Consider the following 15,152-nt stretch of genomic DNA (forward strand, 5'->3'; position numbering starts at 1 on the left):
ACGGCCCGACCGATCGATCGACGGCGCGACCGACCGACCCATGGAGGTGCCGGTGGCCCGGAGCGGGCGCGACTTTCGTGTACCGGGCTTCGAGGAATCCCGGATCGAGGTTCCCCACCCCCGGCTGTCACATCTTCGGGCCGGGGTCCGTCAGGGCTGTGTCGACGCAATCCGGTGCCGCCGGGTTGGGGATCGCACACCGTCGTAGAGGGAGAGAACCATGGAGACTCGTTCGAGGATCGCCGTCGTCGGAGCCACCGGGCGGGCCGGGCGGCATGTCGTGCGCCGGAACAGCACGAGGCCACCGAGTTCTTCACCACCTCGGCGCGCAACCTGCACGAGGCGGGCGTCAAGGCCGGCGTGAATCGTATGGTGGTGGCCTCGATCATCGGCATCGATGCCTCGATCGCGGGTTACAACGCGGCCAAGCTTGCCCACGAACAGGCCGTACTGGCCGGTCCGTTGCCGGTTCGGATCCTGCGCGCGGCGCAGTTCCACGAGTTCGTGGCGGAGCTCGCGAGCTGGGGGATCCAGGGCGACGTCTGCTACGTGCCCAGGATGCGCACCCAGCTGATCGCCGCCCGCGCCGTCGCCGAAGGACTGGTCGACCTGGCCACCGGCGACGGGCCGGTGACCGAGTCGCCCGGCACCCCGTTCGCGGAGGTAGCCGGCCCCCGCGAGGAGAACCTCGCCGCGATGGCCGAGTCGGCACTGGCCCGACGCGGCCTCGACGTCCGCATCGAAGAGGTGAGCGACCCGGCCAACCCCGACCGCGACATCTTCGAGAACGGCGCCCTGCTTCCTTCCCCGCACGCCACCCTCGCCGGCCCCACCTACCGCGACTGGCTCGACGCCCAGGCGTAGGCCCCCGCGGTCAGCCGTGGCGCACACGCATCGACCGGTAGGCACCGAGCGCCCGGAACGGGACCGCTCGTACGGGGCGGGCGTGTGTATCGATCCGAGTCGGTTGGCGACCTCCGACTCCCGACCCCCGACCCCCGCCGCCGGGCCGCCCCCGCGGCCCGGCACTGCGCGCTCGGGCTCGGGCCCGGCGGGGGCCCGTTCCGCTCAGACCGTCGGGGTGCGGCGGGTGGTCCAGATTCGGCGTTCGGGGCCGAGGGGGTCGGGGGCGACCCGGGGGGTGGTGTCCCAGACCATCGTGTCGCGGTGGGCCCGGGTGTAGCGCGGCCACTGGGGGCCCGGGTCGAGGTCGCGGATGAAGGCGACCCACGCGCCGTGCATCGCGTCGGCCAGCTTCTGGGGTGCGTCGGGGCCGGTTGCGTTCTCGGCTCCCTCGGCGGCCAGCAGGTCGAAGGCGAACGGCAGGTCGAGGCAATGGAACGCCTTGCCGCCGAACATGGGCGCGGAGGAGAGCCATTCGAAGGTGTACAGCCAGGTCGGCAGTTCCCGGTCGGCGCGGGCCTCGGCGATGGAGACCGCGGTGGCGCGGAACAGGCTGTCGGTGAGCGCCTGGCCGATCACCTGGGCGGGGGTCGCGCCGTCGTGCAGGGCGAGGTACGCCTCGATGCCCTCCGGCGGCAGGCCGACCGAGCCGAGGATGCCGACGGCGGCCTCGATCGGGGCGTCCGGCATGCCGAATTCGGCGGCGGCGTTGAACTCGTGATGCGTGGCGCCGAGCATCAGCGGCGCGGGTGCGGCCGAGCCGTCCCGGAACGCGGCGTGTACGTCCTCGGGGATCGACTCGCCGTCGGTGAACGGCGCCAGCAGCAGGCCGGGCAGTGCGGCGGCGCCCTCCTCGGGTGCGGTGACCAGGTCCTGCAGGCGCTGCATCTCGTCGTGCGAGAGGTCGCGCAGCGCGGCGACGGTCGCGGGCAGGCCGGTGCGGGAGGTGAAGAGTTCGGAGACGGCGAGGCCGGCCGCGCGGCTCTGGGGTTCCATCACCGCGCCGGAGACCGAGATCGCGGCCCGGAAGAGGTCGTGCGCGGACGGCGTGACCATCAGCGTCTGCACCGCGCCGCCGCCGGCCGACTGGCCGGCGATGGTGACCTTGGCCGGATCCCCGCCGAAGGCCGCGATGTTGTCCCGGACCCAGCGCAGCGCGGCGATCCAGTCCAGGACGCCCCGGTTGTCGGGAGCGCCCTCCAGGTGCAGGAAGCCCTCGATGCCCAGGCGGTAGCCGAGCGAGACCAGCACCACGCCGTCCCGGTTGAACGCGGCGCCGTCGTACCACGGGCTGGCCGCGGAGCCGGCCACGAAGCCGCCGCCGTGGATCCAGACCAGTACCGGCAGCGCGGCGTCCGGGCTCGGGTTCGGGGTGAACACGTTGACGCCGAGTACGTCGTCGCCGGGGATCGACGGCTCCGGGATGATCGTCGGCCCGTCACCGAACGTGCGGCGCTGGGCGGTGGGACCGTACGCGGTGGCCGCCAGCGGCTCGGTCCACGCCTCGGGGGGCTCGGGCGCGGCGAAGCGCAGGTCGCCGACGGGGGGCTTGGCGTACGGAATGCCCAGGAAGCGGGCGGACCGGCCCTGCCAGAACCCTTGGACGGGGCCCAGGGTGGTGGTGACGAGCGGCTGCTGGGACACGGGTCATCCTTTGCGCGGAGGAGTCTGGCGGTCGGCGCGGGGGTGGGGCCCGAGCGTTCCCTGCGGTTGCATGGCTGAGTATCGACTCGCCCGACATATATTACAAGAGTTGAAAAAATTGCTGTTGAGCATCCGGGGCGACCACGTCGACCGCGTCAACCGAGGTCGCGGATCCCGAGGCCCTAGGCCCGCAGCGACCGCGAGGGCGCTCGCCCCGCCGCCCCGCCGCCCCGCGGCGGCGCGGCGGCGCGGAGCCGTCACGCCGGCGACCTTCCGGCGGCTGCGGGGTCGCCGGCCCGCTCCGGCGAACCGGTCCTGTTACCTTCTCGCGTCGGCATCCGTCATAGGTGCGAAGACCGAATCCGAACGGTCGTCACACCAACGAGTGAATCGAGAACCGGATGCTGACCAACATCATGTACACGACGATCTACGTCACCGATCAGGACCGCGCGCTGGCGTTCTATACGGACGGGCTCGGCCTGGAGAAGCGGATCGACTTCCCGGGGCCCGACGGACGTTTCCTCACCGTCGGCGTTCCCGACAGCCCGGTCCAGATCATCCTGTGGTCGCATCCGGCGGCCGCGGGACAGCCGGCCGACGTGGGCCGGGAGGCCGCGCCCGGGCCGCTGATTCTCGAATCCGACGATTTGCGAAAGGACTTCGAGATCATGCGCCGGCGTGGCGTCGACTTCGAGGAGTCCGAGCCCGTGGACTATCCGTTCGGGATCCGCGTCGAGGCGGTGGATCCGGACGGCAACCGGGTCTCGCTCCGTCAGCAGCGACAGCCGTGACCGCCGACCCGTCCGGCTTCGTGACCGAGGCGTTCGAAGCCCAGCGCGATCGGCTGCGCGCCGTCGCGCACCGCATACTGGGCTCGCACGCCGACGCAGAGGACGTGGTCCAGGAAGCCTGGATGCGCCTGGTCCGTCAGGACGAGGCGACCATCGGCAACCTGGCGGGTTGGCTGACCACGGTGGTCGGCCGAATCAGCCTGGACCTCCTCAGGTCCCGGCAGGCCCGCCCCGAAGTCGGCTACGGGCAGGAGTTCGCGAACCTCGTGGTGCTGCCCGACGACGACCCCGCGCCGGACGAGCAGGCGGCGTTGGCCGATTCGGTCGGCCTCGCCCTGCTCGTCGTGCTCGACTCGCTCACCCCGAGCGAGCGTGTGGCGTTCGTCCTGCACGACATGTTCGCGGTCCCGTTCCAGGAAATCGGCCGGATCCTGGGCAAATCCGCCGATGCCACCAAGATGGTCGCCAGCCGCGCCCGCCGGAAGGTTCGAGCCACGGACCGGCCGGCCAGCCCCGGTCGCGAGCACCGGGAGGCCGTCCGGGCATTCCAGGCCGCCGCCCTCGGCGGCGACTTCGAAGCGCTCCTGCGTGTCCTCGATCCGAACGTGAAGCTGACCGTCGATACCGCCGACGGCGTGGTGGTCACCCTCGGCGCCACCAGGGTCGCCGCCGGCGCCCGGATGTTCTCCGGCGAGGTCGCCCGCCACCGACGCGTGTTGCTCGACGGCATCCCCGGCCAGATGTCCTGGCGCCCCGACGGAACCCCGCTGTCCGTCATCGCCTTCACGGTCACCGAAGGCCGGATCACCGGGATCCGTATCGTCGTCGACCCGGTCGAACTCGCCTCGATCCGGCTGCCCGCCCCGGCCTGAGCCGGCGTCGCCGAAGCCGGAATCGGCTACCGAGGGCTGCTCGGGCCCGGTGGCGATCCGAGCCCCGGACCGTGGCCCGGCGGCCCGGCTCTCGGCGTCACCCGGCGGTGGCCGGATCGGGCTGGGGCAGAATCGGTGGGTGAACACCCCCACCGACACCGCCGCGGTCCGACGCCACAACGTGGCCCTCGTGCTGCGCGAGATCGCCGCGCACGGTCCCTGCGCGCGTACCGAGGTCGCGGCGGCCACCGGCCTGGTACATGCGTCGGTCACCGCCCTGGCCGCCGACCTGATCGGGCGCGGCCTGGTGGCCGAGGTCGGCTCCACGTCCTCCGGGGGTCGGGGCCGACCGCGTCGGCTGCTGCGCCTGGTGCCAGGGCGTGTGGTGGCGATCGCGCTGCAGGTGACGCTGGAGCGGGTCGAGGTGATGGCCGCGGACCTGGCCGGCGCGGTGGCGCATCGTGCGTCGGTACCGCACCGTGCGCCGTTCGGCGACCCCGAGCCGCTGGCCGAGGTGCTCGCGCGCGAGATCGAACGGGCCGAGGCCGTGGTTCGAGCCCGGCCCGACGCGCATCTGGCCCGGGTGGTGATCGCGATGGCGGGACCGGTGACCGGGGCCGGGCACACCGTCGCCGCCGCGATCGACTTCGGCTGGTCGCGGACCGACCTGCGCGCGCTGGTGCTGGCGCACCTGCCGGACCTCGCCTGCCCACTGGACGTGGTCAACGACGCGAACGTCGCGGCCCTGGCCGAGTACCACGCCCGCGCCGACCGGGGTGGCGAACTCCCTTGCGCAGCCGCGTACATCAAGGCCGACACCGGTGTCGGCGGCGGTCTGGTGGTCGACGGCCGGATGCATACCGGTACACATGGCATGGCCGGCGAAGTGGGCCACATCCCGCTCGCGTTCGACGGCCCCGACTGTCCGTGCGGCGCGCGCGGATGCCTGGCCATGTACGTTGGGCCCGAGCCGCTGACCGCCGCCGCCGGACTCGCCGACGTGGCCGCGCGGGACGGGGTGGACGCGGCCCTGGCCGAACTCGACCGCCGATTGCGCGCCGGCGACCCGCGCGCGACCGAGGCGCTGGCGGTCGCGGGCCGCTCGGTGGGCGCGGCGGTGCTGGCGATCTCGGGATTGGTGGACCCGGGCGAGGTGATCCTCGGCGGCTACCTGGCGACCTGGGCCGCGTGGCTGACCCCCGGTATCGACGCCGTCCTGGCGGGCCGCCGCGCGGTCGCCCCGCACCTCGAACCGACCATCGCACAAGGCATATTGGGCCCGGACGCCACCTTGTACGGAGCGCTGCGAACCAGCCGGGAAGCCACCCTCGACGACGCCGCCACCGTCCCCCCACTCGACCGGACGACCCCGCCGGCCTGACCGGGTAGCCGCAGCGACGGTGGTAGCCGTAGCGGTAGTGGCAGCCGCCACGGCCTCGGCCGGAGTCGGCGTCCCGGGTACGAACGGTCGGACGAGACGCCCTGCCCGGCGGCGGTACCGGATCCGCTTCGGGCAGGGCGTCTCAGCGCAGCATCGCCGCCATCAGGTCCGTGCCCAGCGCCGCCGTCGCCGACGTGTCCAGGTCGTAGTGCACGTACCGGCCGCGCCGCCGCATCTTCAGCAGCCCGGCCCTGCGCAGTACGGCCAGGTGTCGGGAGACCTCGGGTGCGGACAGTTCCCAGGCCGAGGCCAGTTCGCCGGTGGTGTGCGAGCCGCGCGCGAGCGTGCGCGCCAGGCGTAGCCGGACCGGATGCGACAGCGCCTCCAGGCGCTGTCGGACCAGGTCCATCGGGACCGGCTCCGGGACGTCCCGGCCGGTGACCGCGACCGGATACTGGAGTACCGGACGCCACCCGCGCGCGTGCACCACGATCAGATGCGGGGCGCCGAACACGGTGGGCAGGAAGGTCACCCCGTCGCCCACCGCGCTGGTCGCGTTGTCCTGGAGCTTGTCCACCACGATCCGCTGCCGGGAACGGTCCAGGTCGACGGCCCGGGAGACCGAGGCCAGGGCGTCGGCGACGCCGCGCCGGGCCATCAGGTCGGCCTTCAACCGCAGATCGGCGATCAGGCGCGGGGCCACCTGCCGCCAGGTCGCGGTGAAGAACGCCGCCTGGCACTCCTCCAACATCCGCCGTACCCGGGCCCGCACCATCGGCGGGTCCGCGATCAGGCGATCCGCGAAGGACGCCTGGCGCGGGCCGCGGGCCTGCGCCAGGTCCAGGATGCGTTCGCGGGTGCCCGAGTTGCGCAACGGCGACGGGTCGCCGAGCAACATCCGGTCGCTGCCGCACGTGGCGACCAGTGCGGTCGACACGTAGGCGTCGTCGTCGAGGCGGTCCACCTCGTCCAACTCGTCCGCCAACGTCGCCCCGGGGTTGCCCGGCAGCAGGAAGTCCGCCCGCGACGAGCGCCAGAGGAATTCCGCTTCGAGCAGTTGCTCCGCCAACTCCGGGCGCAGCGCCGCCCGGGTCTCGGCGGCCCAGTCGCGGTGCGCCGGGTGATGGGCGGGCTCGGCGAGCACGTGCAGCATCGCGGTCAGCTCGGCGAGCGGGGATACGGCGAACAGCAGCTGCTCGGGCGATACCCCCGTGATGTCGATGGTCAGGCTCACCACGGGATCATCGCAGCCGGCGGACGGTGGACCGGAGTCGATTGACGACAACGGTCAATCGAGGTGACCGGGCGCGATGCGGCCGACGACGGTTTCGCCCATGACGACGACTCCGGCGCAACCGCCATCCACACCTCTCGCGGGCCTACCGTCATCGCCGGCGGACGACGAATCGGGCGGACGGACCCGGGCCGACCGGCCGGGGCGCCCGCCTCTGGGTGAACTGGTCCGGGCCTCGGGCGGTCCGCGCTACGCGGTCGCGCTCGGGGTGGATGCGCTCGGGTCCGGGATGTTGCGGCCGTTCCTGCTGCTCTACGGAGTGCGGGTGCTGGGGCTCGGCGTGGCTCGAGCCGGTACGGCGATGTCGATCGGCATGCTGCTCGGGCTCGCCACGATGCCGTTCCTCGGCCGGTGGATCGACCGGGGCGCCCGGAGCGCGGCGGTCGCCGGCGCGATGTCGATTCGGGTGCTGGGTGTGGCGGTGCTGCTCGCCGGTACGGGACTCGGCGGCTCCGGCGTATGGGGGTTCACCGTCGCGGCGCTGTTCCTCGGGATCGGCGACCAGTGCTGGCCGCCCGCACACGCCGCGTTGGTCGGCACGGTGGCCGACGAGCGGTATCGGGATGCCGCGCTGGCCGCCGGGCGATCGCTGCGCAACGCGGGCATGGGCGCGGGCGCGTTGATCGCGACACTGGCGATGACCGGCGGTACGGGGGCCCTGCGGGCGCTCGCGGCCGTGACCGGGCTCGGCTACGCCGTCGCCGCGCTGCTGGTGCGATCGTTGCGCATAGCCGGCAGCGGAACCGGCAGGGGTACGGGAACCGCCACCGGCACGGGCACGGGCACGGGCACGGGCACGGGCACGGGTACGGGCAGCGGAACCGGCACGGGCACCGGAACCGCAACCGACACGGGTACGGGCAGCGGAACCGGCACGGGCACCGGAACCGCAACCGGCACCGGCCGGGGCGGGGTGCGGGCTTCGGCCGCAACGGCGAGCGGCACGCGTGCGGCCGGCAAGCGCGCGGCCGGCATGCGGGTGGCCGGCGCTTGGCCGACCGGCCGGCGTGAGGCCGAAAAGCGGCCGGTCGGCCGGATCGGTGTGCTCGTTGTGGCCAACCTGCCCTACGCGTTCTGCTTCAACGTGCTGGAGGTGGCGCTGCCCGCCGTACTCGTCACCCGATTGCACGCGGCACCGGCCTGGTCCGCCGGTATCTTCGTGGCCAACACCCTCATCGTCGTCACCACCCAGGTCGCCGTCGTGGTGTGGTTGTCCCGCCGCCCCCGGCGCTCGGCGCTGGCCGGCGCGGGTCTCGTACTCGCCTTGTCCTATTTGGGCTTCTGGGCGGCCGGCGGCCTGGGCGGTCAACTCGGCGCGGCGGCCATCGCGCTGGTGTCCGTGCTCTACACGGCCGGCGAGATCATGTACACCGGCAGCGCCACCGCGCTCGTCGTGGCGACCACGCCGCCCCACCGCCTGGGCCGGGCCCTGGCCCGATTCCAGCTCGGCCACGGCCTCGGCGTGGCCGCGTCGCCGGCGGTGCTGATGGCACTGCTCGCCTGGGGCCCGGGCATCCTGTGGGCCTCCCTGACCGTAGCCACCCTGACCGCGGCAGCTGCCATCCACCGCTGGGCCCCCGACGACCGAACCCCGGCGGGCCCCTGACCCCTTCACGCGGCAGGCATGGTTCGGGCGGGAGTCGAACACGTTCGGCCCCGCCTGCGTCCCGGGCGCCGTGAGGTCGCCCGGTTCGTACCGGAGTTCGCTCTCGAATCGCTTCGGGCGGGCGGGAACTTCGCCAAGGCTGCGGATGGTTGACCGGATGGCAGGCGGCCGGTGACGGCCCGTGATCGGGACGAGAGGGCAACGCATGGATGCATCCGCGATCGTCGACCGGCTCACCGCCCCGCAGACTCGGGCGAACCCCTACCCACTGTACGAACAGGCCCGCGAACTCGGCCCCGTAGTGCCGGTGACCGACACCCTCGTGCTGGTCAACGGCTACGCGGCGGCCGATCGGGTGCTGCGTGATCGCGGGTTCGGCATGATGGACCACGAGGCGAGTACGGCGGTGTTCGGCGACGGGCCGGAACCCCCGTCGTGGGAGCTGTTCGGCCGGTCGATCCTGCACAGCAACCCACCGGTACACACCCGGCTGCGCGGGCCGATCGCGGCCGTGTTCACCCCGCGCCGGGTCGCCGCGCTGGAACCGGCCATCGCGCGCGCCGTGGACCGCCTCCTGGCCGGGATGGCCGAGTCGGGCCGGGAGGGCGCACCCGTCGACTTCATGGATCGGTTCGCCTTTCCGCTCCCGGTCGGGGTGATCTGCGAACTGCTCGGGGTCCCGGAGGAGGACCGGTATCGGTTCCGACACCCCGTCCACGAGCTGACCAGGGTCCTGGAGTTCATGTCGGCCGACACCGATACGCACGCGGCGGATCGGGCCGCGCACGAACTCGGCGGCTACTTTGCCGATTTGGTCGCCGAACGTCGGGCTCGGCCGCGCGAGGATCTGATCGGCGCGCTGGTACGGCTGCGCGACGAGGACCCGGAGCAGGCGATCGGTGACGCCGAACTGGTCGCCAATCTGGTGCTTTTGCTGGTGGCCGGATTCGAGACCACCACGAATCTGCTCGGCAACGGCCTCGCCCTGCTGGGCGAGTACCCCGACGTGCGCGGCGCGCTGGCCGACCGGAGCCTGCCGGCGGCCGACTTCGTCGAGGAGGTGTTGCGGTACGACCCGCCGATCCAGTTGACCTCGCGGATCGCGCTTCGGGACGGCCTGTCGATCGACGGAGTGCCGGTGCCGCGCTTCGGCGAGGTGCTGGTGATGATCGCCGCCGCCAACCGGGATCCCGCGCGCTATCGCGACCCGCAGCGCTTCGATCCGTGGCGCGCCGAGAGTGGCTCGTTGAGCTTCGGGGCCGGGATCCACTTCTGCGTGGGCGCGATGCTCGCCCGACTGGAGGCGGCGGTGGCCTTTCCCCGCCTGCTCGACCGTTTCCCGGCGGCGACCCTCGCGCCCGGCGCGATCCGGCACGACCGCTTGTTGTTCCGCGGCTACGGTGAACTCCCGGTCGTGGTGGGTGATCAGGGTGCTCAGGACCGTCCGGGTGATCAGGGTGCTCCGCGCAGCCCGGGTGGCCCGTCACCGCTGTGACCGCGGGTGCCGTCGGCGGCTCGCCGCACGGTCCGCCGCCGGCCGCGCCGCCGCGGGGTCAGGCCGAACTCTCGGGCGCGGTGGGCGACTCGGCCGGGTTTCGGCGCTGATTCGCGGCGGCGGTCGGGGTGGGCAGCCAACGCCCGCGCATCCGACATCGGCCACCGACGGACAACACCTCGACCGGGTTGATCATCAGCCGGTGTCTCCGCCGGTGGTGCGCTCGTAGACCCGCTTGTCGGGGAGCGGCGGCAACTGTGCGTCCGGGATCGGAAGAACCTCGGCCATGAGCCGTTCGAAGTCGTCGTGGTCGAGCCACTCGGGCTCGACTTCGGGCTGCGGATGCTCGTCCATGCCACGATGCTGCCACGCGACGGCTCGGTTGGCAGCCAACGTTCCCGAATCAGTCCGTAATCAACCGGTTACCCGGCCGATTCGGATCCCCGCCGGATCGGCATGGACACCGCACCGCATACCGGCCGACACCGACTCCAACGGGTTGTCCGTACGCCGCCGTGGCCGACCGTACCGGCGGCTCGGCTCTGGTCGTCGCCGGAAGGCGTGGATGTGGTCGGACTCACGTCGCCGGTCGGCCGGTTGGCGCGACGGTGGGCCGAAATGCGAACGGCTGCGCGTTGCACCGCGCGTCGCACCCCCGGCCGGGCCTCCGTCCGGGACCGCGCGGGCCGGATCGTGGTGTCGGAAGGTTCGATGGTGCGCGCCGTCTTCCGAACCTGACCGGTCCTCAGGTCACTTTGTGACCAACCCGGATGACGGCACACGAGTTTGCAGGAGATGTTCTCGGTCCTCTTGGCGGCGGAACCCGGCAGTGCTTCAATGTGTCTCGTCCTAGTTAGGAAACTTTCCTAACAATGGATGGACACGGAGCCCCCCGAACGTGGCCGTAGAGCCGGAACGGAGACGCACGTGCAATCTCACCTCGGACGATCCCGCAAGCGGCTGACCCTGCTTGTGGCAACCGGACTGTTGATCGCCGCACCCGGGCCGCTGGCCCACGCTGCGACGAGCGCCACGCAGTCGGGTTCGACCAGCGTGACCCAGCAGGCCGCCGCGCGGATCGGGTTGGACGACCCGCACAAGAAGGACATCGCCATGCAACTGGTGTCCAGTGCGGAGAACTCCTCCCTGGACTGGAAGGCGCAGTACAAGTACATCGAGGACATCGACGACGGGCGCGGATACACGGCCGGCATCATCGGCTTCTGTTCCGGCACCGGCGACATGCTCGACCTGGTCGAGCTGTACACCGCCCGCAAGCCGGGCAACGTGCTGGCCAAGTACCTGCCCGCACTGCGCAAGGTCAACGGCACGGACTCGCATTCGGGTCTGGGCAGTTCGTTCGAGAAGGCCTGGGCGACCGCCGCCGGCGACGCGGACTTCCGCAAGGCCCAGGACGACGAGCGGGACCGGGTGTACTTCAACCCGGCGGTCAACCGCGGCAAGTCCGACGGCCTGGGCGCACTGGGCCAGTTCATCTACTACGACGCGATCGTCATGCACGGCGACGGTGGCGACCGGGACAGCTTCAGCTCGATCCGGGCGAACGCACTCAAGAAGGCCAAGCCGCCGGCCCAGGGCGGCAACGAGACCACCTACCTCAACGCCTTCCTCGACGCCCGCAAGGTCGCGATGAAGCACGAGGACGCGCACAGCGACACCAGCCGCGTCGACACCGAGCAGCGCGTCTTCCTCAAGGCCGGCAACCTCGACCTCAACCCCCCACTGAAGTGGAAGGTCTACGGCGACAGCTACACGATCAACAGCTGATCGAAGCGGCGCCGCACGGACCGGTCCGAGCCGGACCGGCCATTCCCCCCTCCACACGGATCGACTCGAAGCCGAGCCGATCACAACTCCCTGCTCGTCCCGCACGATGGAAGGCCACCGCCCCCGCGGTGGCCTTCCGCGCGTCCGGGGTCGCACCCGCTGTGACCGGGAGGCGGCCATCCGCATCGGGGAGCACACGATCCCGCCGGCACCGTGGCGTTCCCGGCTCGGGGCGGCGGAGGGGCGGGGCGGGGCGGGCGGGAATGGTGAGGGCGGCTTCGGGGGTTTGTGCGGGAACACGTGGCTGAGGTCGGATGTCCTGTGTCGGCGGGGCGTGTGAGGATTGCGCGGTGACTGACGTGGGCTGGGATGTGGCGCTGGTGGGGCGGGGCGAGGAGGTCGCCCGGCTCGACGAGGCGTTGGCGCGGGGGCGGGCGGGGGATCCGTACGCCGTTTTGCTGACCGGGGACGCCGGGGTGGGCAAGACCCGGTTGCTGGCGGAGGCCGCTGCTCGGGCGGCCGCAGCGGGGACGACCGTGTTGACCGGGCACTGTGTCGACCTCGGGGATGTCGGCCTGCCCTACCTGCCGTTCGTCGAGGTGTTGCGCCGGCTGGACGCCGATACCCGGTATGCCGACGTCGTGGCCGCGCATCCGGCCGTCGAGCGGCTGCTGCGGGCCGGCGGGGGAGCGGCGGAGTATGCCGGCGCGCTGCCCGATGCCGGGGTGCGGCTGCGGTTGTTGGAGGACGTCGCCGCGCTGCTCGGGGACCTCGCCGAGCGGGCTCCCGTACTGCTCGTGGTCGAGGACCTGCACTGGGCCGACCAGTCGACCCGCGACCTGCTGCGTTTCCTGCTCAGCCGGCTGTTGCCCCAGCGTCCGGGCGGCGCCGCGTACCAGCGGCTCACCGTGCTCGTCTCCTACCGCTCGGACGATCTGCATCGGCGGCACCCGCTGCGCCCGCTGTTGGCCGAGTTGGTTCGGCTGCCCTCCGTCGGGCGGTTGGATCTGCGGCCGATGGAGGACGAGGACGTGGCCAGGCTGGTCCGCGGCCTGGCCACCGATCCGCTGCCCGAGGACACCGTGCGGGCCATCGTCGAGCGGGCCGAGGGCAACGCGTTCTACGCGCAGGAGTTGCGCGCCGCGACCGATGCCACGGCCGGCGGCGTGCCCAGCGGCCTGGCCGAGGTGCTGCTCACCCGCATCGAGCAGATGTCGGGCACCGCCCAGCGGGTGATCCGCACCGCCGCCGTGGCCGGTCGCCGCGTCGAACACGGGCTGCTCCGGGACGCCGTCGACCTGCCCGACGACGAGTTGGACACCGCGCTGCGCGAGGCGGTCGGACGGCACCTGCTGGTGGCCGCCGAAGGGGACACCTATGCGTTCCGGCACGCGCTGATTCGCGAGGCGGCGTACGCGGACCTGTTGCCGGGCGAGCGAGCGCGGATCCACGGGGTGTTCGCGCGGCTGCTCGGCGACCCGGAGCGGCGGGCGGGCAGTGCCGCCGAGCGCGCCCACCATCACCGGGCCGCGCACGACCTGCCCGGTGCGCTCTCCGCGTCGATCGAGGCGGCCGACCACGCCGCGCGCGTCGGTGCACCGGCCGAGGAGATGCGCCGGTTGGAGGCGGCCCTGGAGGTGTGGGACGCGGTGCCCGACGCGCGGGAGTTGGCCGACAGCGACGACGTGTCGCTGATGCTGCGCGCGTCCGCGGCCGCGGTCCGGGCCGGCGAGGCGCACCGTGCCGTCGCGTTCGCGCGTACCGCCCTGGACCGACTCGGCGCGAACGCGGACATCGACCTCGCGGTGACCGTCCGCTACACGCTCGCCTCCAGTCTGCTGAGCGTGGACGACCTGCAGGCCGCGTTCGAGTACAGCCGCCAGGCACTGGCGATGATCCCGGCCGAGCCGGTGTCGCGCACCTGGTTGTGGGCGGCGACCACGTTCGTGCAGGCCGCGTACTACTCCAGGGACGACGAAACCGCCCGGCGGGTCGGTCGCCAGGTGTTGGCCGCCGCCGAGAAACTGGGTACCGACGACGCCCTCGCCGACGCGATCATCTCGCTGACCGGCCTGGAGTGGGACACTCGGCAATCCGCCGGGGGGCGGGAACGGCTGAGCCAGGCACGCGAGTTGGCTCGCCGGGCGGGCAACACGACGATCGAGCTGCGGGCGCTGTTCAACCTGGCCATGGGCAGCTTCGAGTCCGGCCGACTCGAGGAGAGCCTGCGCTGGCTGGACGACGGCCTGGAACTGGCCCGTCGCACCACCAGGTCCTCGTCGCCCCATTCACTCGACATGCGTTACCTGCGCACCCAAGTCCTGTACACGCTGGGCCGCTGGGACGACGCGCTGGCGGCGGTGCCCTCGGCAGTGCCGTCGGCCTTCGGACACGTCGCCGCCGCGGCACTGTACGTCTCGCTGGGTCGCGGCGAACCCGGTGTCGTGGAGCAGGCGCGGACCCTGTTCGAGACGAAGCCGTTCAACTGGATGGGTAGGCTCGTGGGCGGCCTGGTGCTGACCGACGAGGCGGCCTGGCGCGGCGATTCCCGCGCCGCGGCCGACTGGGCACATCGGCTGCTGGGCGAACTGGCCGAGGAGCGCAACCCCTATCCGGACGTGGGTATCCGGCTGTCCGCCCTGGTGCTGTCCGCGATCGGCGACACGGTGGCCGACCTGCGGGCGGCGGGCGACGCCGAGGGCGTGCGGCAAGAGGTGGCGGCGGCAGAGGAGTTCATCGAGCTGGCCCGTATCACGCCCGGTTGGCCCGGCCGGCGCTTTCCGCGCAGCGGATCGGAGGGCCGCGCCTGGTTGCTGCGCGCCGAAGCCGAGTGGTCGCGGGTATCCGGTGACGCGGACGTCGCGCTGTGGGAGAAGACGGTCGAGGCATTCGGCTACGGCAACGTCTTCGAGGAGGCGCGCAGCGAACTGCGGCTGGTCCAGGCACTGGTGGCGGTGGGGCGCCGGGACGAGGCGGCCGACCTGGCGCGGCGGGTGCGGGAGACGGCGGATCGACTGGGCTCGGTGCCGCTGCGGGATGCGGTGGACGCGACGGCGCGGCGCGCGCGGCTGGGCGATCCGGACTCCGCGCCGACAGGCGAGGCGATGTTGACCGCTCGCGAGCAGGAGGTGTTGCAGTTGCTCGCCGAGGGTCGGACCAACCGGCAGATCGGCGAGGAGCTGTTCATCAGTGCCAAGACCGCGAGTGTGCACGTCTCCAACATCATGGCCAAGGTCGGCGCGTCCCGCCGCACCGAGGCGGTTGCGCTGGCTCGACGCAGCGGGTTGATCCCGGACTAGGGTCCGTCTTCGATCCCGCGTCCGGCTGCGCGGTGTGGCGGGTCGTCGCGGGGGGCTTTCGAACCCGTCGGCACCC

The 15,152-nt window shown here is 72.5% G+C and carries 12 protein-coding genes; 8 read left to right on the forward strand and 4 right to left on the reverse strand.

All coding sequences use genetic code 11. The features are described 5' to 3' along the window. Positions 1-375 precede the first annotated feature (375 nt). Positions 376-864 carry a hypothetical protein gene (locus ACIBM5_RS34935; protein WP_396010692.1) on the forward strand — a complete coding sequence of 163 codons (489 nt, stop codon included), beginning with the start codon at positions 376-378 and terminating at the stop codon, positions 862-864. Positions 865-1,068: 204 nt separating this feature from the next. Here the strand turns inward: ACIBM5_RS34935 and ACIBM5_RS34940 are convergent, their stop codons facing one another. Next, positions 1,069-2,547 carry a carboxylesterase/lipase family protein gene (locus tag ACIBM5_RS34940; RefSeq protein WP_396010693.1) on the reverse strand — a complete coding sequence of 493 codons (1,479 nt, stop codon included), beginning with the start codon at positions 2,545-2,547 and terminating at the stop codon, positions 1,069-1,071. Positions 2,548-2,948: 401 nt separating this feature from the next. Between ACIBM5_RS34940 and ACIBM5_RS34945 the strand changes: the two genes are divergently transcribed. The 3 genes from ACIBM5_RS34945 (at position 2,949) to ACIBM5_RS34955 (ending at position 5,594) form a co-directional block, all read left to right on the forward strand. Continuing rightward, the gene (locus tag ACIBM5_RS34945) at positions 2,949-3,341 is read left to right on the forward strand and encodes a VOC family protein (RefSeq protein ID WP_396010694.1); all 393 of its coding nucleotides are present in this window, start codon (positions 2,949-2,951) and stop codon (positions 3,339-3,341) included. Continuing rightward, entirely contained in the window at positions 3,338-4,213 is an 876-nt protein-coding gene (locus ACIBM5_RS34950) for a sigma-70 family RNA polymerase sigma factor (protein ID WP_396010695.1), read from the forward strand. Before ACIBM5_RS34945 ends, ACIBM5_RS34950 begins: the two co-directional genes overlap by 4 nt. A gap of 139 nt (positions 4,214-4,352) precedes the next feature. Continuing rightward, entirely contained in the window at positions 4,353-5,594 is a 1,242-nt protein-coding gene (locus tag ACIBM5_RS34955) for an ROK family protein (protein WP_396010696.1), read from the forward strand. Between the two features lie 142 nt (positions 5,595-5,736). Here ACIBM5_RS34955 and ACIBM5_RS34960 read toward each other — a convergent pair whose 3' ends face one another. Next, positions 5,737-6,828 carry a DUF5937 family protein gene (locus tag ACIBM5_RS34960; protein ID WP_396010697.1) on the reverse strand — a complete coding sequence of 364 codons (1,092 nt, stop codon included), beginning with the start codon at positions 6,826-6,828 and terminating at the stop codon, positions 5,737-5,739. Positions 6,829-6,928: 100 nt separating this feature from the next. Between ACIBM5_RS34960 and ACIBM5_RS34965 the strand changes: the two genes are divergently transcribed. Both ACIBM5_RS34965 and ACIBM5_RS34970 read left to right on the forward strand, forming a co-directional pair. Continuing rightward, positions 6,929-8,494 (forward strand): MFS transporter, encoded by a 1,566-nt coding sequence (locus ACIBM5_RS34965; RefSeq protein ID WP_396010698.1) that lies wholly within the window; start codon positions 6,929-6,931, stop codon positions 8,492-8,494. A 205-nt stretch (positions 8,495-8,699) separates the two neighbouring features. After that, on the forward strand, positions 8,700-9,989 hold the full coding sequence (locus ACIBM5_RS34970) for a cytochrome P450 (protein WP_396010699.1): 1,290 nt from the start codon (positions 8,700-8,702) through the stop codon (positions 9,987-9,989). Positions 9,990-10,047: 58 nt separating this feature from the next. On the opposite strand, the gene ACIBM5_RS34975 is transcribed toward ACIBM5_RS34970, so the two are convergent. Together ACIBM5_RS34975 and ACIBM5_RS34980 are read right to left on the reverse strand one after the other, a co-directional pair. Beyond that, positions 10,048-10,185, reverse strand: a complete 138-nt coding sequence (locus ACIBM5_RS34975) for a hypothetical protein (protein WP_396010700.1) — start codon at positions 10,183-10,185, stop codon at positions 10,048-10,050. Next, positions 10,185-10,343: a hypothetical protein gene (locus ACIBM5_RS34980; RefSeq protein WP_391585572.1), complete on the reverse strand. Its 159-nt coding sequence runs from the start codon at positions 10,341-10,343 to the stop codon at positions 10,185-10,187. The genes ACIBM5_RS34975 and ACIBM5_RS34980 overlap by 1 nt, the downstream gene beginning before the upstream one ends. A 618-nt stretch (positions 10,344-10,961) precedes the next feature. Between ACIBM5_RS34980 and ACIBM5_RS34985 the strand changes: the two genes are divergently transcribed. Together ACIBM5_RS34985 and ACIBM5_RS34990 are read left to right on the forward strand one after the other, a co-directional pair. Then, positions 10,962-11,777 carry a chitosanase gene (locus ACIBM5_RS34985; RefSeq protein ID WP_396010718.1) on the forward strand — a complete coding sequence of 272 codons (816 nt, stop codon included), beginning with the start codon at positions 10,962-10,964 and terminating at the stop codon, positions 11,775-11,777. 359 nt (positions 11,778-12,136) lie between these two features. Beyond that, positions 12,137-15,076 (forward strand): AAA family ATPase, encoded by a 2,940-nt coding sequence (locus ACIBM5_RS34990; RefSeq protein ID WP_396010720.1) that lies wholly within the window; start codon positions 12,137-12,139, stop codon positions 15,074-15,076. Positions 15,077-15,152: the final 76 nt, after the last annotated feature.

The organism is Embleya sp. NPDC050493 (assembly GCF_044458105.1).
GTDB lineage: Bacteria > Actinomycetota > Actinomycetes > Streptomycetales > Streptomycetaceae > Embleya.